Raw genomic sequence first — 22,139 nt, 5'->3', positions numbered from 1 at the left:
GCGCTTAGGACTCCGTCCGCCCGGGTCAGCCCGCCACGGCGCAGAGCTGATCGCGGGTGACGCCTCGGGCGGCGTTTGCCGAAAACCCCCACGGCGAAAGGATCTGGTCGAACTCGGGGCTCGCCTTCAGGGCGCGCAGCTGCTCGTCGTAGGCGTTGACCAGGTCTTGGTCGGCCTTGCGGAAGCCGGCCCCCGAGCCGGTCTGCTGCACGTCCTGGATCGCCGGGGTGATGTCGATCCCGTCGGTCTTCAGCGAGTTCAACGACAGCGTCGGCAGGAAGAACGCGTCGGCCCGGCCCGCCTGCACCGCCTCGATCCCGCTGCGTCCGTCGGGGATGTTGACGATCTGGGCGGCCGGCACGTTCTGCGTCTTCAGCGCGCCGTCTTCGAAACCGCCGGGCAGCACGGCGACTTTCACTCCCGGGTCGGCCTTGACGGCCGCGACGCTGGTCAGGTTCTTCGGGTTGCCCGCGGGCACCGCGAACGACTCCGTCGAGACGATCTCCGGCTCGGAGTAGAGGATCTGGCTGCACCGCGACTGCTTCATGAACAGCCCGGCCGCGATGATGTCCCAGCGGTTCGCGTTGAGCCCGGGGATCATCGACTCGTACGGGGTGACCACGCCCTGGATCTGCGGCACCCCCATCCGCTTCAGCACGGCGGCGACCACGTCCGGCTCCGCGCCGGTGACCGTGCCATCCGGCTTGATCTGCGTGTAGGGGGGTTCGTTGGCGATGGCGATGCGGGCGAACCCCTGCTTCCTGATCTGGTCCAATGTGGATTCTGTGGGCTTGCCGGTGCCGGGTTGGGTGAAGCTGCACCCGGCGAGGAAACCTGCCGCCGGCAGGGCCAGGAGCAGCCGTCGTCGGGAGATTTCGGTCCTGCGCATCGGCTCACGCCTCCCTCACGTGCATCGCCCATTCGAGTGATGCGTTGAGCAGAAACGCTAGGTCGCCCGATTCGGACTGTCAATGCAAGATTGTTGACAATGTGTAACCGGTGGATCCCACCGTCGGCCAATTCACTGGAAACCAGCACGTCGATTTCCAATCGGCACCCGAGTCGACCGACGCATCACTCGTGCAGCGCCGCGCGGGTTTGGCGGGCGATCTCCAGATCTTCGCGGGCCTGCACCACCACGGTGCGCGCGGGCGCACCGGGGGCCGTGATGTCGGCGTCCTCTTCCGCCGCCGCGTTCAGCGCCGAATCCGCCGCCACACCGGCGAATTCAAGCGCTTCGCACACCGCGTCCCGCACCGGCGACTGGTGTTCCCCAATCCCGCCGGTGAAAACGAGCAGGTCGAGTCCGCCTAGCACGGCGACCATCGCCCCCGCATGCCGCACCAAGCTGTGCCGATATACGTCGTAGGCCAACGCCGCATCCGCGTCGCCGTTGTCCCGGGCCGCGAGCACATCGCGCAGGTCACCGGAAACACCCGACAGCCCGGCAAGGCCGGAGCGATCCGACAACACCTCAAACAACTCCTGCGGCGCAACGTCTTTCGTGTTCAGCAGCCAGCCGAGCAGACCCGGATCGACCGTGCCGCTGCGGGTGTTCATGACCAGGCCCTCTTCCGGCGTGAAACCCATCGTCGTGTCCACGCACCGGCCGTCGCGCACCGCCGCCATCGACGCTCCGGCGCCCAGGTGGCAGCACAGCACCCGGCCCTGCCGCGGCGGCAGGCCCGCCAGTACGGCGCCGCGAGCCACCGCATACGAATGCGACAAGCCGTGAAACCCGTAGCGGCGCAACGACCACTTCCGGTTCCACTCCCGAGGCAGCGCGTAAGTAGCCGCCGCAGGTGAGAGTCCGGCGTGGAACGCGGTGTCCACACATGCCACCGACGGCGTCCCCGGGGCTGCGGTGCGCGCCGCACGCAGCCCGGCGATCGCGCGCGGTTGGTGCAGTGGGGCGAGTTCGGCCAACGACGACAGGTAGGTCTGCACCTCGTCGTCGACCACGGTGGCCGCGACGATCCGGGGGCCGCCGTGCACCACGCGGTGCCCGACGGCGTCCGCACCGTGCTCGTCGAGGAACCGGCTGATCGGCTCCGAATCGCCGTCCCAGTGCTCCAGCGTCTGCTCGGCCACCGCCTCGTCGTCGTCCAGCAGTCCCAGCTTCAGACTGCTGGAACCCGCGTTCACGGTCAGCACCCTCATCGCGCCGACCAGGCCCAGTCCTGGATCTCCGGCATGTCCTCGCCGTGCGTCGCCACGTATTGCCGGTGCTCGATCAGCTTGGACTTCAATGCCTCTCGCGCGTAGGCCGCCCGCGCGCCCACCAGCGGCACCCGGTCGATCACGGCGATGGCCAGGTTGAACCGGTCGATCTCGTTGAGCACGCACATGTCGAACGGCGTGGTCGTGGTGCCCTCCTCCTTGTAGCCGCGGGCGTGGATGTTGTCGTGGTTGTGCCGCCGGTAGGTCAGCCGGTGGATCAACCAGGGATAACCGTGGTAGTTGAAGATCACCGGCCGGTCGCGGGTGAACAGGCTGTCGAACTCGGCGTCGGACAACCCGTGCGGGTGCGCGCGCTCGTCTTGCAGCCGCATCAGGTCCACCACGTTGATCACCCGGATCCGCAGGTCCGGGAAGTGCTGTCGGAGCAGGTCGACGGCGGCCAGCGTCTCCATCGTCGGCACGTCCCCGGCGCACGCCATCACCACGTCCGGGTCGCCGTCCCGATCGCTGCTGGCCCAGTCCCAGATCCCGATTCCCTTGGTGCAGTGCACGATCGCCGCGTCCACGTCCAGATACTGCGGCGCGGGCTGCTTGCCGGCCACCACCACGTTGATGTAGTCGCGGCTACGCAGGCAGTGATCGGCCACCGACAGCAGCGTGTTCGTATCCGGCGGCAGGTAGATCCGCACCACCTCGGCCTTCTTGTTCATCACGTGGTCGATGAATCCCGGGTCCTGGTGCGAGAAACCGTTGTGGTCCTGCCGCCACACGTGCGAGGTCAACAGGTAGTTCAGCGACGCGATCGGCTGCCGCCAGGTCAGCCCGTTGCTCACCTTCAGCCATTTGGCGTGCTGGTTGACCATCGAGTCCACGATGTGCGCGAACGCCTCGTAGCAGGAGAAGAACCCGTGCCGACCGGTGAGCAGGTAGCCCTCCAGCCAGCCCTGGCAGGTGTGTTCGGAGAGGATCTCCAGCACCCGGCCGTCCGGGGCCAACGACTCGTCGCCCGGTTCGGTCTCGGCGTTCCAGGCGCGCGAGGTCGCCTCCAGGATCGCGTTGAGCCGGTTGGAGTTGTTCTCGTCCGGCGAGAAGACCCGAAAATTGCGCTCGTCGGCGTTCAGGCGCACCACGTCGCGAAGGAAGCCGCCCAGCACCCGGGTGGCCTCTCCGATGGTGGCGCCCGGCTCGTCCACCCGCACCGCGTAGTTCCGGAAGTCCGGCATCCGCAAAGCACGCAGCAGCAGTCCGCCGTTGGCGTGCGGATTGTCGCTCATCCGCCGCGTGCCGGACGGGTTGTGCTCCTTGATCCGCTGCACCGGTGCGCCGCTGGTCTCGAACAGCGCGGCCGGTTCGTAGCCGCGCAGCCAGGATTCGAGTTGCCGCAGGTGCTCCCGGTTGTTGCGGGGGTCGCTGATCGGCACCTGGTGCGACCGCCAGGTGCCCTCCACCTCTTTTCCGTCCACAATGTCCGGTCCCGTCCAGCCCTTCGGGGTGCGCAGCACGATCATCGGCCAGCGCGGCCGCTGCACCCGGCCGTCCCGCCGGGCCCGGCGCTGGATCGCGGCGATCTCGTCCAGGCACCGGTCCAGCGTCGCGGCGAACAGGTGGTGCATCGGCTCCGGCTCCCAGCCGGATACCAGGTATGGCTCATAACCGAAACCCCGCAGCATGCCGAGCAATTCGTCTTCCGGAATGCGCGCCAGCACGGTCGGGTTGGCGATCTTGTAGCCGTTGAGGTGCAGTATCGGCAGAACCGCGCCGTCGGTCGCCGGGTTCAGGAACTTGTTGGAATGCCAGCCCGTTGCCAGTGGCCCGGTCTCCGCCTCGCCGTCGCCCACCACGCACGACACGATCAGATCGGGGTTGTCGAAGGCCGCGCCGAAGGCGTGCGAGAGCGAGTACCCGAGCTCCCCGCCCTCGTGGATGGACCCGGGCGTCTCCGGTGCGACGTGGCTGGGGATCCCGCCGGGGAAGGAGAACTGGGTGACCAAGCGACGCAGCCCCTCGTAGTCCTGGGCCGCGTCGGGGTAGACCTCGCTATAGGTGCCCTCCAGCCACGCCGCCGCGACCAGACCGGGCCCGCCGTGGCCCGGGCCGATCACATACATCATGTCCAGGTCGCGGGCCCGGATCGCCCGGTTCAGGTGGGCGTAGATGAAGTTCAGTCCCGGCGTGGTGCCCCAGTGCCCGAGCAGCCGGGGCTTGATGTGCTCCGGGCGCAGCGGCTCCCGCAGCAGCGGGTTGTCCATGAGGTAGATCTGTCCGACGGACAGGTAGTTGGCCGCCCGCCACCACAGCTGGAGGCCGTCCAGTTCCCGCGCGTCCAAGTACTCCGACACCGTCGGCGTGGTGGTCCAGGTGGTCCCGGTGGTGCTGGTGTCACTGGTCATCCCGGCTCCTCCAACTCCTCGCCTCACCATTCAGCGTGGTAGGCACCAGCCGGTTCGCAACTCGGCACCGCAAACCGGAGTCCGCGCAGGCGCCGAGTCAGACGGGCCGAAGGAACTTGACGAGCCTTACTACAGACCGAGCACTACTCGAATCCCCTTGATGACACACGAAATTCGGCCTCGCGACGTCCGGTCGGCACCGGGCCATCGACAGCCTTGAGTGGCGACATGTGCGGCGGTCGAGGTCAGAGCGTGACGGAGCCGTCGAACGGCGCCATCCGCTCGATCGCGAGGCGCGTTTGCCGCAATGCCTCGACGATTACTTCCTCGCGGCCTGGACTCAACGCATCGATCGGGACCGAACAGCTGATCGCGTCGCGCGGCGGATTGGAGTAGCGCAGCGCGAGGCCGAAGCATACGACCCCGACGTAGTTCTCCTCGCGGTCGACGGCATAGCCGCGCTCCCGGGTCGCGCGCAGATTCTCCAGCAGCTCGTCCTCGTCCAGGATCGTGTTCGGGGTCAGCGGGGTCAGCCGGCGCGGAAGATGGTCCTCGATACCGGTGTCGAGCCGCTCTGCCAGCAGGGACTTGCCCATCGAGGTGCTGAACGCGGGCAACCGGCGGCCGACCCGGCTGAACGGCCGGTGATAGCGGCTGGACTCCTCGGTCGCGAGGTAAACGATGTCGGCGCGATCGAGTCGGCCGAAGTGAATCGTCTCGTCGAGGCTGGCGTTCAGATCCCTGATATGGGGCTGCGCAATTCGCAGGTGCGGATCGACATCGAGGTACGTGGTGCCGGCCAGCAGGGCGCGGATGCCAAGGCTGTACCTCGATCCGCTCTCGTCGACTCGAACCCAACCACGCTCCACAAGCGTGCGTATCAGCGCGTAGACGCTGCTGCGTGGCGCGTCGAGCGCCTCGCTCAGCTCACGCAGGCGTGCATGCGGGTTGTCGCGGGACGCCAGCAATTCGAGCAACTCAACGGTCCGCGCCGCCGACTTGACGTCGCGAACTCCGCCTTGACCAGGTTGTCCATCAGCACGCTTGCTCATCGCACCCCGATCTCTGCCGTATACCTAGTGACACCTACCAAGCATGTAGCAGGATAACCGACCATATAGACAGCATCTACCAAGGAAGACAACAACTGCCTATGTATACGCCTGCTGTCTGGTCACGGTCACTTCGGTCGCTCCCGTCACGACTGCCCGTGTACCGCTGAACCCCCGACTCGTGCGATGGGCCGGGCACACGGGCAGACGCAGTCTCATCGTGATCTCGCAGCGATCATCAGCGCTTGCTCAAGATGTACGTGCGGTCGTGTCCGATATACCAGAGGTCCTCGGTGCCGATCGCCGCGTTTCCGTAGCGCCACGGAATTTCAGCGGCGCCGTAAGATCCGACCTCCAGCACGTACTGGTACCCAGGCCGCAGCTCGTTGGCAAACGACTCCTGCTTGCCCATCAGGTGCCCCACGTTTCGCTTCCGGTACTCGGCGTTGAAATCGATCTCGGGTCCGAGCATTCCGATCTCGATCATTCGATCGAGGTGCGGCGTCAGGTAGCGAAGTGTGCCTTCGTGCACGTCTTCGCACACCACACCGGCCTTAAGCTGTCCGATGATGCCCTCGCGCACGACGTCGAAGAAGAAGCTGTAAGCCTCCTTCGCCCCCTGGGTGCGGGGCAACGATCGCGCCATGTCGGAGGTGGCGACAGTGACCCCTTCGCAGGTGATGCGCACGCCGGCGTCCAACTGAATACAGGTAGTTTCGTCGTTGATCGGAAAATCGACGGGCGGGCCGGGAAACAGCATTCTGTTCGACGAGTGCAGATTGGTGAAGTACGGCTCGATCGCGAAGGGAATCTGATTCGCTACCCGAAATTCAACGAGTTTATCAAGATATTCCGCGTAGATATCGAGCTCGGTAAAAGAGTGACCGGCTTCGAGCGAATCATTCGCCCAGTTCAGCGCCTCTTCGATGGCGAACACGCTCGCCCGCGCGGCGACGACCTGGAAGGCAAGATCCTCATGATCGCGAACGTCCCGCCAGTGGCCGAGGCCGGTCGAGACCGAGACAAGCTCGGCACCCGCGTGCTCAAGTTCGAGGGCAAAACCGGTGCTGATCCACTCGTCCTCGACGCCGACTCTCGTGCCGTTGGATAGCGCCAGCACACCGGCCCCGACCGAAGCGAACCGGCCGACCGGCGTACCGGGAACGTTTGTCGTCCCGTTGGGCGCCAGGACGAAGAGCCTGTTCGTTTCTCCCACCCATAGGGCGACCGCACCTTCCGGTTGGGAGAACCCGGTTACCTCGGTGAAATTGGGTGGCGCCGCGAGAACAAGCGAATCAAGCGAGCGGTCAGCTGCCAACGCGCTCAACGCCTCGAAGCGGCTGTCCTTATCGCTCGCGAGTTCGGTGGACAAGTCCGCAAGATGAGGAACGCCCTTGATCAGTCGCCGCGCGGTCCGGACGCCTTCCTCGCGCCAGGTCTCGAATTTCGCGAGAACACCCGCGACATCGATCTCGTATGCGGTGGCCGGGGTCGGATCCGGGGCGCCGACAACGAGATCGAGGGAGCCGGAAAGGGTCAGGTAGTGACTGTAGACAACATCGGCGGAAAAGTTCACCGCAGCGCCGGCCGCGAGTTCTTCAACCAGTGCCGTGAGCGAGGGTGCGACCGGCGTACCGGCGGTGACCCGGTGGTCGATCGTGACCCAGGGAGCATAGAACTTGATTTGCTCCTTGGGCACTCCTGCCGAGAGGGCATTGCCCTGCTCCTGCTGGCGCACGAGCAGGTAAGTGCCGTCATCGGTCTGTGCAATCAATGGCGCGACGAGTGGGGAGGAATCGAGCCGAATGGCGGAGAATAGGAGGCTCTTGCGCGCGTCCAACCCGTAGGCCTCTTTGACTCGAGAAACATCCGAAGTGAGACTTAGCACTAGCACTCCTTTGGGTATTGATACTAATATCTCGGATCGACCCGGGCCGGCTAGCTGATCGCCGCCGTGACCCCGATGTGGGATTCAATCTCTGTTACGTATTCCGAAAAAGCCGGGGAGAACTTGTGCTCCTTGGCCCTGGGCCGCGGAATGTCAACGGTGATATCAGCGACAATTCTGCCGGGCCGGTCCCCGACGACCACCACACGGTCGCCCAGCCAGACGGCCTCGGAGATGCTGTGGGTCACGAAGAGCACGCTGCATCCGGTCCGCTGCCAAATGCGTTGGATCTCGAAGTTCATCGAGTCTCGGGTCATGGCGTCGAGCGCGCCGAACGGTTCGTCCATGAGCAGGAGCTCGGGATGGGAAACCAATGCCCGGCAGATGGCGACGCGTTGTTGCATTCCGCCGCTAAGTTCATAGGAGTATTGCTCTGCCTTCCCACCCAATCCGACCATCTCTAGCAGTTCCTGGGCATATGCCGTGGACTCTGGCGTGCGGGCGTTTCGGAATTCCAGGGGCAGGAGCACGTTGTCGATGTTGTTTCGCCACGGCAGGAGCACCGGGCTCTGAAAAACCATCGCGATGTCCTTGAGCCCGGCGCTGATCTCTCGTCCCTTGATCAGGATCTCGCCTTCAGTGGGCTCCTGGAGGCCCGAGATCGTCTTGAGCAGCGTGGTTTTACCGCTGCCCGACTGCCCAACGATCGAGACGAACTGCCCCGAACCGACGTGGAAATCGAGACCCTTGAGTACCGTGTTTTCCTGGCCGTCCCGAGACCGGTACGTCTTTCCTACATTCTTGACCGAGATGGCGTATTCGTTGTTCATCGGACTCTCCGTTCGGCGTCAGGGCGCCTTGACCGTGTCATTTCGGCGGATGGGATCCAGGTAAGCGTTGCTGTACACGTCACTGGGCGTGAGTTTGCTCGCCGGGTCTAGGCCGAGATACTGCCCGGCGACCTGGAGCATTTTCTGCACTCCCGCGTCGTCCATGACACCGAACTCGTTCGCGGAATCACCCGAACCCCAGTTGAGATCACATTGCTCATTGATCGCCAGGGTCACGGTTTTCGTTTCAAACCCGGAGACTTCACTCTGGAAGTCTTTCGCGGCCTCTTCCGGGTGCGCGCAGGACCAGAGAAAGCCTTTTTGCATAGCCGAGTTGAACTTCTTCACCTGCTCGGGGTCGTTCTTGAGTTTTTCGTCCGAGAAAATGATCCCATTTCCATAGAGGTCAATTCCGAGGTCGGACCACTTGAGAACGACGGCCTCGCGGCCAAGCGCATCGATGGCCGGCTGGTCGGACACGTACAGGGCAAGGTTTGCGTCCCATCGGCCGGCCAGCAGTCCTGGGATCTTTGACGCGCTCGACGCGTGCACGACGTTGACGTCGTTTTTCTTCAATCCGAGCCGCTGCATGGCTAGCGGCCACATTGCCGTCATCGCCCCGGCACCCTCGGTTGCGACCGTCTTCCCGACAAGATCGCCCCAACCGTTGATGCCCTTTCCCTTGAGACCGACCACCGCGTAGGCGGATCTGGCCTGGAGCAGGTTGACCTGTTTCACTTTGGCGCCGCGGCCCTGACTGAGAATGGTAGTGCCGAAGTCCGCCCAGCCGGCGTCGACCTTTCCGGTTTCTACCGCGGTGACGGTATTGGACGAACCGGAACCCGGCATCAGCGTGAGGTCGATACCCTCGGCAGCGAAGAAACCTCGCTTGACCGCCGCAAAGAACGGGGCATGTTTCGGTAGGTACGCTACGTCGACCATCAGGCTCATTTGGTTCTTCCCGCTCCCCGCGGCACAGCCGGAGAGCGCCGACAGCAGCAGCACGGCGCCGAGGAGGGCGGCGATCCTACGAGTCGAGTTTCGCATCTTGTCTTTCCATCCCTACCGTCATTTGACGTAGTTCTTCCACGGCGCGAGTTTCTTTCCTGCGAAGTCGACGAAGAAGAACAGCACCAATGCGATTGCGGAGAGCACGATAAACGCCGCGAACATTGAGGGCAAATCGACCTGGCTATTAGCGAGAAGAATGACGTATCCCAAGCCCTTTGAGCCTGCGATGAACTCGCCGACGACGGCTCCACCCACCGAAAGGGAGATTGAGATCTTCGCCCCGGAGAAGATCGACGGGACCGCGTAGATGAATTCGATCTTCGTCATTCGCTTCCACCGCGATGCCTTGTTGATTCGCGCGAGTTCCTGGAGCTCATGGGGTACCGAACGCAGCCCGTCATAGGTGTTGATCACCAGCGGGAAGAACGCGATAGCCATGGCCACAAAAGCCTTCGACTCAAAGCCGAATCCGAACCAGACGATGAACAGCGGGGCGAGCGCGACCTTCGGGATGGTGTCGACCGCGATAAGGGCAGGATAGAGAAAGCTGCGCATATAACTCGAGTAATGCAGCAACGCACCGCACAGAATACCTAAAGCAGTTCCGAGCGCGAAACCCGCAAGCGCTTCTTGCAACGTCACGAACGTATTGCTCGCAAAATACCCGGGCCGCTCGCCCAGCTCGGCGAAGGCGGAGAGGGGGCCGACGAGCAGAAACTCCGGAGGTTTGAATGCGATGACCAGCAGTTGCCAAACGGCAAAGATACCGATCATGCCCAGTATCGCCTTCACGGCGACCATGATCGATTCGCGACTGAGGCCCCTTGGTTGGCGCGGCGGGCGACCGTTGAGCTCCGTGGCGGGAAGGGAATGATGCAGATCTTCCGAACTCATTTGAGACGTGGCCACCGTGGCAGCTCCCTTCGTACGTTCGAGGTGCGTCGACACCGGGGTGTCGCAAGTGTTTGATCTATATTTTGTGTAGCTCGAATCACAACATTCTTTGCTGGCGTGTGAATTGCTAAGATCGGTTAGCCATTCGCCAAGGGCATGGCAAAGCATTCCGTCGAGGCCAGCGGCGATTCGCACGCTTCGAGCGTCGTCGGATCCTCCGGCAACACGTCGCGCAGGCTGTCGCCGCTGCCGCCGAGGGAGCCGGAGTTCGCAACCAAGTATGCGCGCAACGCCGCAGCAGCCGCCACGGCGAAGGGCGTCACGGCGAGCAGGCGGGGGACGCGGCGTTGGGTTACCACTGATGAGTCCTTCCAGAGTGTCTATATATGAAGACATCGTCTCTGTTGGTAGACACAAGGTAGGAGAGTAAACCCTGCTCGTCAAGGGTGCGGCGACGATACGTCCGGCGCGGTGGGTCCAGTCAGGACTTGCCCACTGCCGGAAGCAGGCCCTGCGCACGGGCGAGCGCGAGCAGGGCCGCCATCGCCGGATTGTCGTTCTCACAGTGCCACGAGCAATACACTTCGACGCAGTCCGGCGCGATGTCGGCGATCGGCAGGAACTCGACATGCGGGAGCCGGAGCGTCGATGCCGACTCCGGAATCAGCGCGACGCCGACACCGGCGTCGACCAGCGCGACCACGCTGGTCACCTGGCTGGCGTACTGGACATAGCGCGGCGCGGCGCCGGCGGCCTGGAACGTCGACACGACCAGTTCGTGGAAGTACCGCGATGCGCCCGGCGCATAGGTGATGACATCGAAGTCCGCGATGTCGAGGACGCTTGGCGAGGCTCCCCGCCGGGAGAGCTCGTGTCCCTCGGGAACCGCCACCAGCAGCGTCTCGGCGTGTACCCGCTCGGCGAGCAAGGCCTCCGCGCGAGGCCGGCCGCGCAGCAGCCCGATGTCGATGCCGCCGGAGAGCAACTCGGCGACCTGGGTGCCGGTCACCATCTCGGACAGCACCAGATCGACTTCGGGCAGCCGACGACCGGCGAGATTCGCCCATCGGCCAAGGACGTTGAGCGCCGCGATCGCGGTGAAGGCCATCCGGACGGTCCCCTTGGTCCCGGTGGCCGCGCGGCGCGCGATCAGCGGCGCCTCTCCCGCGAGCGTGAGCAGCCTGCGGGCTTGGTCGAGAAAGACCCGTCCGGCGGGGGTGAGCTCCGCACCCTTGGGTGTCCGGCGGATCAGATCGACGCCGACCTCTCGCTCCAGCTTTTGCACCTGGCGGCTCAGCGGCGGCTGGGTGATACGCAGGCGGTGCGCCGCCCGCCCGAAGTTCCCTTCCTCGGCGACGGCCACGAATCCCCGGAGTTGTTCGAGCGTGTACATCGCTCTCCATGCAAGAACGGTATCGAGTAATGCATATTCAGTGTTAGACACGCATCGTAGCCCGAACCTAGCCTTCGAGTGACCCTCGAAGGAGCGACTGATGACCCGTTTCTCACCCGAAGAGCTCAAGAACGCCCTGGGTACAGGACTGCTGTGCTTCCCCGTGACGCACGCGACGGCGCAGTTCGAATTCGACCTGTCCCCCTATCGCGCCCACCTGCAGCGGCTCGCGGAGTACGACGCCGCAGGCGTCTTCGCCGCCGGTGGCACCGGCGAGTTCTTCAGCCTCGGCCTAAACGATGTCGCCGCGGCGACTCGCGCGGCGGTCGCGGAGGCGACCGACGGTGTACCGGTCGTCGCCCCGGCCGGTTACGGAACCGCCACCGCTATCGCGATGGCCAAGGACGCCGAGACGGCCGGCGCCGACGGCCTTTTCCTGCTGCCGCCGTATCTCACCGAGGTCGACCAAGAGGGACTCTTCCGGCACGTCAAGGCGGTCTGCGACGCGACGTCGCTCGGCGTCATCGTCTACCACCGCGCCAACGCCCGCTTCACCCCGGCGACCTTCGCCCGGCTGCTGAAGGCCTGCCCGAACATCGTCGGTTTCAAGGACGGCATCGGAGACATCGACTTGCTGGCCACCCTGTGCGCCCGGCACGCCGACCGACTCGTCCTGATCGGTGGGCTGCCCACCGCGGAGACGTACGCGCTGCCGTACCTGGAGCTCGGCGTGACCACGTATTCCTCGGCGATCTTCAACTTCGCGCCGCGCTGGGCGAGCGAGTTCTACCAGGCCGTTCGCAACCGCGATCGCGACGAGATCTACCGTCGCGTCGATCAGTTCGTGCTGCCGTACCTGGAGATCCGCAACAGGCGTGCCGGCTACGCGGTGTCGATCGTCAAGGCCGGATTGCGCGCGATCGGGCAGGACGCCGGTCCGGTCCGGCCGCCGCTGACCGACCTGACCGAGGCAGAGCACGCGGACCTGGACGTTCTTGTGAAGGAGATCAGCTGACATGGCTGACGACCTCGTGCTCACCGGGGCCATGCTCATCGGCGCCGAGCGAGTGACCGGTACCGGCAAGCCCATTCACGGAGTCGATCCCCGTTCCGGCGAAACGCTCGAACCCGCCTACGGCATGGCAGAGCTCAAAGACGTCGAGCGCGCCGCCGTCCTCGCCGCCGAGGCGTTCGATTCCTACCGCCACACGACTCCCGCGGAGCGCGCCGCGTTCTTGGATACGGTCGCGAACAACATCGACGCGATCGCGGAGACACTCGTGCCCCGAGTGATCGCGGAGACCGGCATCGCCGAACCGCGAGTACGCGGCGAGCTGGCCCGCACGACGAACCAGCTGCGGCTGTTCGCATCCGTCGTGCGCGAGGGCAGCTGGGTCGGTGCGCGGGTCGATCCGGCACTTCCCGATCGCACGCCGCTTCCGCGCCCGGATATCCGTCAGCGCAAGGTCCCGGTTGGACCGGTCGCGGTGTTCGGCGCCAGCAACTTCCCGCTCGCTTTCTCCGTCGCCGGCGGGGATACGGCTTCCGCGCTCGCTGCTGGGGCTCCGGTCGTCGTCAAGGCGCACAACGCTCACCCCGGCACCTCCGAGCTGGTCGGCACGGCGATCCGGTGCGCTGTCGCCGAGCATGGCTTGCATCAGGGCGTCTTCTCGCTGATCTTCGGCGACGGCGCGACGATCGGCACGGCGCTGGTATCCGATCCGCGCATCCAGGCTGTCGGGTTCACCGGCTCGCGGTCGGGCGGGCTCGCGATCGCCGCGGCCGCAGCCGCGCGGCCCGTCCCCATCCCGGTGTACGCGGAGATGTCCAGCGTGAACCCGGTGTTCGTGCTGCCGGCGGCCGCCGCTGCGCGTGGCGCCGAGCTCGGCAAGGCCTACGTCGGCTCGCTCACCACCGGCGTCGGTCAGCTGTGCACCAACCCTGGTCTGGTTTTCGTTGTCGACGGACCGGGCGCGGACGAGTTCGTCGCATCGGCCGCACAGGCCATCGCCGACAGCGACGCCGGCCCGATGCTGAACGCCGGAATCCAGTCCGCATACGTCAACGGCGTACAACGCCTCGCGGACTCGCCGGAAGTCACCGAAGCCGCGTCCGGACGCGCCAACGACGATATCGCCGCCGTGGGGCGAACCCGTCTGTTCGCCACATCCGGGGCCGCCTTCAAGGCCAATCCGGACCTGCGCGAAGAGATCTTTGGCCCGGCCTCACTGGTCATCCGCGTGGACAACGTCGAGGAGTTCGAGGCGATCATCGACACGATGGAGGGCCAGCTCACCGCCACGGTGCATGCCGAGCCCGACGACCACGCCACGGCCGCGAACTTGCTTCGCACGCTGGAGCCGAAGGTCGGCCGAATCCTCTTCAATGGTTGGCCTACCGGCGTTGAAGTCGGCCATGCGATGGTGCATGGTGGTCCGTTCCCCGCGACCTCGGACTCGCGCACGACGTCGGTCGGAACGCTCGCCATTGAGCGGTTCCTGCGCCCCGTGGCCTACCAGAACGTACCGGTCGAACTTCTCCCGGCGGAGATCGACGAAGCGAACTCGCTCGGCATTCCACGGCGCGTCGATGGCCAACGCCCCTGACAGCTCGCCAGCCGTCGCCGGGATGCGAGTTCGTTCCGGCGACGGCGAGCTCGCGTACGCGAGGGTCTCGACGCACGCGATGAGGCAGACGCCATGCGATACCTTTTGCCAGGCTGGACCTTTACAAGCGGCCCGCGCTCGATGTGACTCGATCGACAAGGATGCCCGATGATGACCGTGGCGCCGGGAAGCATCATCCAGATCGGACCGCTCAAACCTTCGCTAACCACGACATTGCAGGAAGACTTCGGCGCGCTGGTCGCTCCCGATGGCGATGACCTGCTGCCATACCTTGCACAGCACGGCAAGAACATCGAAATCGTGATGACCTCCGGCCGGGTCGGGATCACCTCCCCGATGATGGAGGCGATGCCCAAGCTGCGCGCGATCATCAACCACGGCGTCGGTTACGAGAAGACCGATGCCGTGGCGGCGGCCGAGCGCGGCATCGCGATCGCGAACACGCCTGACGTTCTCAACGACTGCGTTGCCGACACCGCCGTCGGCGCGCTGATCGACATGATGCGCGGCTTCTCCGCGGCCGACCGCTTCGTGCGCCGCGGCGATTGGCCGGTCAAAGGCGACTTTCCGCTGACCCGCAAGGTGACCGGCTGCCACGTCGGCATCCTCGGGCTCGGCCGGATCGGACGAGCCATCGCCAAGCGACTCGAAGGATTCGACGTCACGATCTCGTACCACAATCGTCGCCCGCGCGCGGACGTTCCGTACGCCTACGCGGGCTCCGTGCGCGAGCTCGCGCTGCGCTCCGACGTACTCATGATCGCGGCCTCCGCCGGTCCGGCGGCGGCCGGGCTTGTCGATCGCGAAGTGCTCACCGCGCTCGGTCCGCATGGCTTCGTCGTGAACATCGCTCGCGGCAGCATCATCGACGAGCCGGCCATGACCGAGCTGCTCGCGTCGGGAGGGCTCGCCGGCGCGGCGCTCGACGTGTTCGCCGACGAGCCCAACATCCCAGAAGACCTGCTGAACATGGAAAACGTGGTTCTGCTTCCACATCTGGCTAGCGGAACGATCGAGACCCGCGAGGCTATGGAGCGGTTGGTGCTGGACAATCTGCGCCAGTTCCTCACCGATGGAACCCTGGTGACCCCGACGGCCTGAGAGGCAGCGTCGTCTACAGCAGGCGGTCGACGGTGATCTCGGCCGCCGAGCGGCGGGCCGCCGCGATGACGTCCAGGGTCGCCACGGCGTCGGCCGGGTCGACCGGTGGCGGAGCGCCGTCGCGCAGCGCGGCGACGACTCCGTCGTAGAACGCCAGGTAATTGCCCGCTTCGCTGGGCACCCGGCGGACTTCGTCACCGACGCCCAGGGCTCCCCACAGCTCCTGGGGCTCTCGGCCCCAGGTGTCGTCGATCGGACGATGACCGGCGCGCAACTCGGCCTCCTGCGGGTCGAAGCCGTACTTGGTGAAGGCAGCGGCTTCGCCGAGCACCCGGAAGCGCGGGCCCTGCTGCGCCGCGACCTTGCTCATCCACAGGTGCGAGCGCACCCCGTTGACGTGGGTGAGCGCGATGAATGAATCGTCGTCCGACCGCACCCCGGCCCGGCGGCAGTCGATCTCGGCGTAGACCGCGGCGACCGGCCCGAACAGCTGGCGGGCCTGATCGATCAGGTGGCTGCCCAGGTCGTAGAGGACACCGGCGGCGTCCTCGGCTCCGCCCGAGTCCCGCCAGGTCGGCTTCGGCGTCGGCGACCACCGCTCGAACCGCGACTCGAACCGGTACACCCGGCCCAACTCGCCGTCGTCCAGCAGCTTGCGCACCGTGCGCATGTCGTTGTCCCACCGGCGGTTCTGGAACACCGTCAGCAGTTGGCCCTTGGCCGCGGCGTGCTCGATCAACTGCCGCCCTTCGATCGAGGTCGGCGTGAACGGCTTGTCCACCACGACGGGCAGCCCGGCGTCCAGTGCGGCGGTGGCCAGCTCGACGTGCGTGCGGTTGGGGCTGGCGACCACGACCAGGTCGAGCTCGCGCCCCAGCAGCGCGTTCATGTCATCGACCACCTCGGTCTCCGGGTGCTCGGCGCGCACCTGCTGCTGCCGCTCGGGATTCGCGGTGACGACCGCCGCCAACCGCAGCGGGGGGTGGGCGGCGATCAGCGGCGCGTGGAAGATGGCCCCGCCGACGCCGTATCCGACAAGTCCGACTCGCAGTGGAGAACTCATGTCCCTCATTAGACCCCCGCCTCCGACCCACGGGGTCCCGGCGATTTCACTGGAAATCAGCGAAAAGTCGTAGCGACGAACATTGTCGTTCGCCGCTACGACTCATTCGGAACGGTCAGTACCCGCGCGCAACCCATTCGTCGAACTGGGACCGCACCGCACCGATCGTGCTGCTCTCGCCGTGGCCGGGCCGGACCTCGGTGGCCTCCGGCAGCGGCAGCAACCGGTCCCGGATCGAAGCCACGATCACGTCGAAATCCGAATAGGAACGGCCGGTGGCCCCAGGGCCACCCGCGAACAAGGTGTCGCCGGTGAACACCACGCCCAGCTCGGCCGAGTAGAAGCAGACCGCGCCCGGCGCGTGACCGGGCGTGAGCAGCGCCCGCAGGCTAACGCCGCCGACCTCGATCACCTGCTCGTCGGCGAGTTCCTGGTCGGGCTTGCGGTCCGGGTGGGTCAGGTTCCACAGCACCAGGTCGGCGGGGTGCAGGAAGATCGGCGCCCCGACCGCATCGGCGAGCTCCGGCGCCTTGCGCACGTGGTCATCGTGCGCGTGCGTGCACAGCACCGCCAGCACCCGGCGGTCACCGACCAGCCCGCGGATCGCCTCGACATCGTGCGGCGCGTCGATGACCACGCATTCCCGGTCATCGCCGACCACCCATGCGTTGTTGTCGACGTCGAAGGTCTGACCGTCCAGCGAGAACGTGCCCGACGTGGTCGCGTGGTCGATGCGCACTGTCATCAGAAGACCACCACCGAACGCAGCACCTCACCGCGGTGCATCTTCTCGAACGCCTGCTCCACCTGGTCCAGCGCGATCTCCTCGCTGACGAACTTCTCCAGCGGCAGCCGGCCCTGCTGGTAAAGCTCGATCAGCATCGGGAAGTCACGCTCCGGTAGGCAGTCGCCGTACCAGCTGGACTTGACCGCCCCGCCACGGCCGAAGACCTCCAGCAGCGGCAGCTCCAGCTTCATCTCCGGGGTGGGCACCCCGACCAGCACCACGGTGCCGGCCAGATCCCGCGCGTAGAAAGCCTGTTTGAACGTCTCGGGCCGACCGACCGCGTCAATCACCAGGTCGGCGCCGAAACCGCCGGTGAGCTCGCGGATCGCCTCGACGCTATCGGTCTCGGAGGCGTTGACGGTGTGCGTGGCGCCGAACTGCCGCGCCCACTCCAGCTTCTTCGGATCGGTGTCCACCGCGATGATCCGGCGCGCCCCGGCCATGTTCGCCCCCGCGATCGCGCCATCACCAACGCCACCGCAGCCGAGCACCGCGACGGTGTCACCCGGGCCGGCTCCGCCAGTGTTGACCGCGGAACCGATCCCGGCCATCACGCCGCAACCGAGCAGCCCGGCCACCGCCGGCCTCGCCGAGGGATCCACCTTGGTGCACTGCCCGGCGTGCACCAACGTCTTCTCCGCGAACGCACCGATACCCAGCGCGGGCGACAACGGCGTCCCATCGGTCAGCGTCATCTTCTGCGACGCGTTGTGCGTGTTGAAGCAATACTGCGGCCGCCCCCGCTTGCACGCCCGGCACACCCCGCACACCGCACGCCAGTTGAGGATCACGAAGTCGCCGGGCTGCACGTCCTGCACGCCCTCCCCGACCGCTTCGACCACGCCCGCGGCCTCATGCCCGAGCAGGAAAGGATATTCGTCGCTGATCCCGCCCTCGCGGTAGTGCAGGTCCGTGTGGCACACGCCGCACGCCTGCACCTGCACCACGGCCTCACCAGGTCCCGGATCCGGAACGTTGATGGTCACCACTTCGACCGGCTTACCCTTCCCGGTCGCCACCACCGCGCGGACGTCGGTCACGAGCACCTCCAACAAGAAGTTCTGTCTCAGACACCATCGTGATATGCGCGCACGACCATCAGCAAGAGCGGCGCGGATCAAATTCCGGACACGTTGGGTCACTAGTTGACTACTGTACGATTCCGGGGAGAGGGGAGGATCAACATGGTCGATACGCGCAATCCGCAGGTCCGGGAGATGGACATCGACCGGCCGTGCGCCGCGCGGATCTATGACGCATTCCTCGGCGGAGGCCACAACTTCGGCAGCGAGCGGAACTTCGTGGAGCGCCTGGAGCACGAACTGCCGGGCATAGGTGAGGTGTACCGGGAGAACCGGGCGTTCCTCCGGCGGACGGTGGAGTACCTGCTCGCCCACGGTGTGCGCCAATTCCTCGACCTCGGCTCGGGCATCCCCACGATCGGTCACGTGCACGAGGTGGCGCGGCGCCGGACCCGCGACTTCCGGGTGCTCTATGTGGACAACGAGCCGCTGACCGTCGCGCACAGCAAGCCGCTGCTGGCGAGTGAGCCGCGGGTCGAGATCATCCGAGCCGACTGCCGCGACCCGGAGTCGATCCTGAACTCCCCGGAGGCCGCCGAATTGCTGAACCTGGACGAACCGGTGGGGCTGCTGATGACGGCGGTGCTGCACTTCGTCCCCGACCCCGACGACCCGGCCGCGCTGGTCGAGACCTACCGCGACGCGGTGGTGCCTGGCAGCCACCTGGTGATCTCGCACCTGAGCGGCAGCCACGACCCGGACGCGATGCGCATCCTGGCCGACCACTACGCCGAGACCGCCGACCCGGTGTACCCGCGCGACACCGGGTGGATCGGGAAGCTGTTGGGCGACTTCGTGGTCCCGCCGCCCGGCACGACCTGTCTGGCGGACTGGCGCCCGGAACCCGGCCTGACCGGGGCGTCGCGCCCCTATCGCGTTCTCTACGGGGGTGTGGGGCGTAAGGCCTGATTTTCGGGGCGATTGGAAATCAACGCGCCGATTTCCATCGAAATCGCCGCCCCAGCGGGGTCAGCGCCGGATGAACAGCAGCAGGAATCCCGCGATGATCGCCGCGATACCGGCCGCGAGCCAGGCGCCGGCCAGCCCCGCTTGCTCGGCGAGGACGCCGAAGAGCAGCGGCCCCAGGCTGCCGCCCAGGTAGATGCCGGTCTGGGTGAACGACGTGGCGCTGGCGACGCGGTCCGGGGCGATCTTCGCGACCGCGAAGTTCAGCAGCCCGGGCCAGGCCCAGCCCGCGCCGAAGCCGATGGACACCCCGATCAGGAACGGCACCGGCGAGTTCACCGCCATCAGCGCGAAGCCGATCGAGCCGATCAGCAGCATCGCGGTGATCACCCGCACCAGGTTCGGGTTCTTGCGGTCCGCGAGCACACCCGCGCACAACCGGATGGTCAGGCCGGACGCCGAGCCCAGCGACAGCACCAGCCCGGCCGCCGACGGGCTGAACCCGACCTCGACGGCCGTCGTGGTGACGAACGCGCCGAGCGCGTTGGCCGCAGCCGAACCGAGACCGCCGGAGATCGCCAGCAACAGCAGCGCGCCGCCCGCGCCCCGGCGGGCGGTATCGGCGCGACCGGCAACGGACCGCTCGGCTGTCGGCAGCCGTGGCACCGCGATGGAGGCGACCAGGCCGATCACCCCGGCGATCACGAACACCCAACGCCAGCCGATGGTCAACGCCACGGCGGGCACCGCGACCCCGGCCAGCAGGGTCGCGGCCGGAATCGAGGACTGCTTGACGCCGAAGCCCATGCCCCGGCGGTCGGCCGGGATGCCTTGCGCGATAAGCAAGTTGGACGCCGGCTGGGCCAACGAGTTCGGCAGCCCGGCCACCCACAGCAGTCCCAGCAGCCAAGGCGCATTGGGCGTCACGGCCAAGCCGAACAGGCAGAGCGCGCTGCCGAGCGCACCGAGCCGCATGCCCAGGCGCGCACCGATTCGCTCGACGAGCCACCCCATCGTGCGGGACGCCAGCGACGCGACGCCGAAGAAACCGGCCGCCCCCACACCCAGCAGCGCGGCGCCGAAGCCGAGGTCGTGCTGCAACTGCACGCCGAGGCCGCCGACGAGGAACACCGGGAAGACCCCTACCGTAACCACTGCGGCCACTGAGGACAGCACTCGCGGGATCCCGATGGTCCGCGTTGCTTGCCCGGCGATGGCCGCTGCGGGCATCCGTCCTCCTCGGCGCGTTGCGGTGTAGTGGTCTTACCAGCGTGCGAACCGGGAGGATTTTTAGCAACGCTAACGTGACGTACGCCTCTGGCCCGCCCGTCGGACGCCGGTAACCGGGTTGACGTGGCCCCACCAAGGGAGAACAGTCGACGGCACTGATCGACAACAGGAGGACAGCGTGTCCGTGGCACCTGGTTCCGGGCTCCCCGCGTCGCAGATCCCCGATCTGGTGCTACTGGACGCCGTCGAGCTGTCGTGGCTGATCAGCCGCCGGGAGGTCTCCTGCGTCGAGGTGCTGGAGACCTACCTCGGGCACATCGATCGGTTCAACCCGGCGGTGAACGCGATCGTGTCCCGCGCCGACGAGGCCAAGCTCATCGACCAGGCCCGGCAGCGTGACCAGGAGCTCGACCGCGGCGACTACGCGGGGTGGATGCACGGTTTCCCGATCGCGGTGAAGGACCTCTCCGATGCCGGCGGGTTCCCCACCACGAAGGGCTCGCCGATCCTCGCCGACGAGGTCGCGACGGCCGACGAACTGCACGTGCGGCGGATGCGCGCCGCCGGCGCGATCGTCATCGGCAAGACCAACGTTCCCGAGTTCGGCCTGGGTTCGCACACCTTCAATCCGGTCTTCGGCACCACGCTCAACGCCTACGACACCACGCGCAGCGCGGGTGGCAGCAGCGGCGGTGCCGGATCCGCGCTCGCCTTGCGGATGCTGCCGGTCGCCGACGGCAGCGATTTCATGGGATCGCTGCGCAACCCCGCGGCCTGGGCCAATCTCGTTTCGCTGCGGCCGAGTTTCGGCCGTGTCCCGAGCGAGGGCTTCCTGAGCACACCCTCGGTGGTCGGCCCGATGGGGCGAACCGTGCGCGACGTCGCGATGCTGCTGTCCACTATGGCCGGTCCCGACGAACGCGCGCCGCTGAGCATCGAGCAGGACCCGACGCTGTTCGCCGGCAGCCTGGAGCACGGCTTCAACGGAACCCGGATCGGCTGGATCGGCGACTTCGACGGGTACCTCGCCACCGAGCCGGGTGTGCTGGACTTGTGCGCCGAATCATTCGCCAGCTTCACCGAAATCGGCTGCGAGGTGGAGCCGGTGTCGCGGCGGCTGCCGGTCGAGCAGGCGTGGCAGACCTTCCTGCTGTGGCGGTCCTGGACGGTCGGGCGCAACCACATCGACCTGCACACCGATCCGGCCGCCCGGGCGATGCTCAAGCCCGAGCTGATCTTCGAGATCGAGGGTTACCAGCGGCTCACCGCGGACGACATCTCGCGCGCCCTTGAGGGCCGTGACGAGTGGTACGCGGCGGTGTCCGGGCTGCTCGTCGACTACGACTTCCTGCTCGCGCCGAGCGCGCAGGTGTTCCCGTTCGACGCCGATCAGCGCTGGCCGCGGCAGATCGACGGAAGGTCGATGGACACCTACCACCGATGGATGGAGACGGTCGCGCCGTGGACGCTGTCCGGGCTCCCGATCGTCAACCTGCCGGTCGGGTTCAACGACGCCGGGCTGCCGATGGGCGTCCAGCTGATCGGCCGGAACCACGCCGAATGGCCCCTGTTGCAACTGGCGCACGCCTACGAACGGGCCACCGACTGGCCCCACCGGGTGCTGCCGCCCCTGCTGCGCTAGGCGCGGAGGGCGATTTCAATGGAAACCAACCCGCCGATTTCCAGTGAAATCGCCGGAAACCG

General features: G+C 66.4%; 19 protein-coding genes. 5 read left to right on the top strand and 14 right to left on the bottom strand.

Annotated features, from left to right (window positions below; translation table 11 throughout):
• Nucleotides 1–25: 25 nt before the first annotated feature.
• The 10 genes from ehuB to BJ970_RS19355 all read right to left on the bottom strand — a co-directional run bounded on the left by ehuB (nucleotide 26) and on the right by BJ970_RS19355 (nucleotide 11,639).
• Entirely contained in the window at nucleotides 26–889 is an 864-nt protein-coding gene (gene ehuB, locus BJ970_RS19400) for an ectoine/hydroxyectoine ABC transporter substrate-binding protein EhuB (protein ID WP_184727555.1), read from the bottom strand.
• A gap of 185 nt (nucleotides 890–1,074) precedes the next feature.
• A complete protein-coding gene (locus BJ970_RS19395; protein ID WP_184727554.1) occupies nucleotides 1,075–2,160 on the bottom strand; it encodes an acetate/propionate family kinase in 1,086 nt (361 codons plus the stop codon).
• Nucleotides 2,157–4,571 carry a phosphoketolase family protein gene (locus tag BJ970_RS19390; RefSeq protein ID WP_184727553.1) on the bottom strand — a complete coding sequence of 805 codons (2,415 nt, stop codon included), beginning with the start codon at nucleotides 4,569–4,571 and terminating at the stop codon, nucleotides 2,157–2,159. Before BJ970_RS19390 ends, BJ970_RS19395 begins: the two co-directional genes overlap by 4 nt.
• Nucleotides 4,572–4,816: 245 nt before the next feature.
• On the bottom strand, nucleotides 4,817–5,623 hold the full coding sequence (locus BJ970_RS19385; RefSeq protein ID WP_184727552.1) for an IclR family transcriptional regulator: 807 nt from the start codon (nucleotides 5,621–5,623) through the stop codon (nucleotides 4,817–4,819).
• A gap of 238 nt (nucleotides 5,624–5,861) precedes the next feature.
• Nucleotides 5,862–7,463, bottom strand: coding sequence for a M24 family metallopeptidase (locus BJ970_RS19380; protein ID WP_221467231.1), 1,602 nt, complete (start codon nucleotides 7,461–7,463; stop codon nucleotides 5,862–5,864).
• A 98-nt stretch (nucleotides 7,464–7,561) separates the two neighbouring features.
• Entirely contained in the window at nucleotides 7,562–8,341 is a 780-nt protein-coding gene (locus tag BJ970_RS19375; protein WP_184727550.1) for an ABC transporter ATP-binding protein, read from the bottom strand.
• A gap of 18 nt (nucleotides 8,342–8,359) precedes the next feature.
• Nucleotides 8,360–9,388, bottom strand: a complete 1,029-nt coding sequence (locus BJ970_RS19370) for an ABC transporter substrate-binding protein (RefSeq protein ID WP_184727549.1) — start codon at nucleotides 9,386–9,388, stop codon at nucleotides 8,360–8,362.
• Nucleotides 9,389–9,409: 21 nt separating this feature from the next.
• Nucleotides 9,410–10,261 (bottom strand): ABC transporter permease, encoded by an 852-nt coding sequence (locus tag BJ970_RS19365; protein WP_312864317.1) that lies wholly within the window; start codon nucleotides 10,259–10,261, stop codon nucleotides 9,410–9,412.
• Between the two features lie 122 nt (nucleotides 10,262–10,383).
• Nucleotides 10,384–10,605 (bottom strand): hypothetical protein, encoded by a 222-nt coding sequence (locus tag BJ970_RS19360; protein WP_184727548.1) that lies wholly within the window; start codon nucleotides 10,603–10,605, stop codon nucleotides 10,384–10,386.
• A gap of 122 nt (nucleotides 10,606–10,727) precedes the next feature.
• The gene (locus BJ970_RS19355) at nucleotides 10,728–11,639 is read right to left on the bottom strand and encodes a LysR family transcriptional regulator (protein ID WP_184727547.1); all 912 of its coding nucleotides are present in this window, start codon (nucleotides 11,637–11,639) and stop codon (nucleotides 10,728–10,730) included.
• Between the two features lie 100 nt (nucleotides 11,640–11,739).
• Between BJ970_RS19355 and kdgD the strand changes: the two genes are divergently transcribed.
• From kdgD to BJ970_RS19340, 3 genes are all read left to right on the top strand, one after another.
• On the top strand, nucleotides 11,740–12,654 hold the full coding sequence (gene kdgD / locus BJ970_RS19350) for a 5-dehydro-4-deoxyglucarate dehydratase (RefSeq protein ID WP_184727546.1): 915 nt from the start codon (nucleotides 11,740–11,742) through the stop codon (nucleotides 12,652–12,654).
• Between the two features lies 1 nt (nucleotide 12,655).
• On the top strand, nucleotides 12,656–14,245 hold the full coding sequence (locus BJ970_RS19345; RefSeq protein WP_184727545.1) for an aldehyde dehydrogenase (NADP(+)): 1,590 nt from the start codon (nucleotides 12,656–12,658) through the stop codon (nucleotides 14,243–14,245).
• A gap of 168 nt (nucleotides 14,246–14,413) precedes the next feature.
• Entirely contained in the window at nucleotides 14,414–15,367 is a 954-nt protein-coding gene (locus tag BJ970_RS19340) for a 2-hydroxyacid dehydrogenase (protein WP_184727544.1), read from the top strand.
• 13 nt (nucleotides 15,368–15,380) lie between these two features.
• Here BJ970_RS19340 and BJ970_RS19335 read toward each other — a convergent pair whose 3' ends face one another.
• The 3 genes from BJ970_RS19335 to BJ970_RS19325 all read right to left on the bottom strand — a co-directional run bounded on the left by BJ970_RS19335 (nucleotide 15,381) and on the right by BJ970_RS19325 (nucleotide 18,257).
• Complete coding sequence (locus tag BJ970_RS19335) at nucleotides 15,381–16,430, bottom strand: Gfo/Idh/MocA family protein (protein ID WP_184727543.1); 1,050 nt, start codon at nucleotides 16,428–16,430, stop codon at nucleotides 15,381–15,383.
• Nucleotides 16,431–16,545: 115 nt separating this feature from the next.
• Complete coding sequence (locus tag BJ970_RS19330; RefSeq protein WP_184727542.1) at nucleotides 16,546–17,175, bottom strand: MBL fold metallo-hydrolase; 630 nt, start codon at nucleotides 17,173–17,175, stop codon at nucleotides 16,546–16,548.
• Nucleotides 17,175–18,257 (bottom strand): S-(hydroxymethyl)mycothiol dehydrogenase, encoded by a 1,083-nt coding sequence (locus BJ970_RS19325; RefSeq protein ID WP_184727541.1) that lies wholly within the window; start codon nucleotides 18,255–18,257, stop codon nucleotides 17,175–17,177. The genes BJ970_RS19330 and BJ970_RS19325 overlap by 1 nt, the downstream gene beginning before the upstream one ends.
• Nucleotides 18,258–18,401: 144 nt before the next feature.
• Here BJ970_RS19325 and BJ970_RS19320 point away from each other — a divergent pair, with 144 nt between their 5' ends.
• Nucleotides 18,402–19,208: an SAM-dependent methyltransferase gene (locus tag BJ970_RS19320; RefSeq protein WP_184727540.1), complete on the top strand. Its 807-nt coding sequence runs from the start codon at nucleotides 18,402–18,404 to the stop codon at nucleotides 19,206–19,208.
• 60 nt (nucleotides 19,209–19,268) lie between these two features.
• Here BJ970_RS19320 and BJ970_RS19315 read toward each other — a convergent pair whose 3' ends face one another.
• Nucleotides 19,269–20,435 carry an MFS transporter gene (locus tag BJ970_RS19315; RefSeq protein WP_184727539.1) on the bottom strand — a complete coding sequence of 389 codons (1,167 nt, stop codon included), beginning with the start codon at nucleotides 20,433–20,435 and terminating at the stop codon, nucleotides 19,269–19,271.
• Between the two features lie 178 nt (nucleotides 20,436–20,613).
• Between BJ970_RS19315 and BJ970_RS19310 the strand changes: the two genes are divergently transcribed.
• Nucleotides 20,614–22,077 carry an amidase gene (locus BJ970_RS19310; protein ID WP_184727538.1) on the top strand — a complete coding sequence of 488 codons (1,464 nt, stop codon included), beginning with the start codon at nucleotides 20,614–20,616 and terminating at the stop codon, nucleotides 22,075–22,077.
• Nucleotides 22,078–22,139 lie beyond the last annotated feature (62 nt).

It is taken from the genome of Saccharopolyspora phatthalungensis (assembly GCF_014203395.1).
GTDB lineage: Bacteria > Actinomycetota > Actinomycetes > Mycobacteriales > Pseudonocardiaceae > Saccharopolyspora > Saccharopolyspora phatthalungensis.
This window is presented reverse-complemented; position numbering and strand designations above follow the sequence as displayed.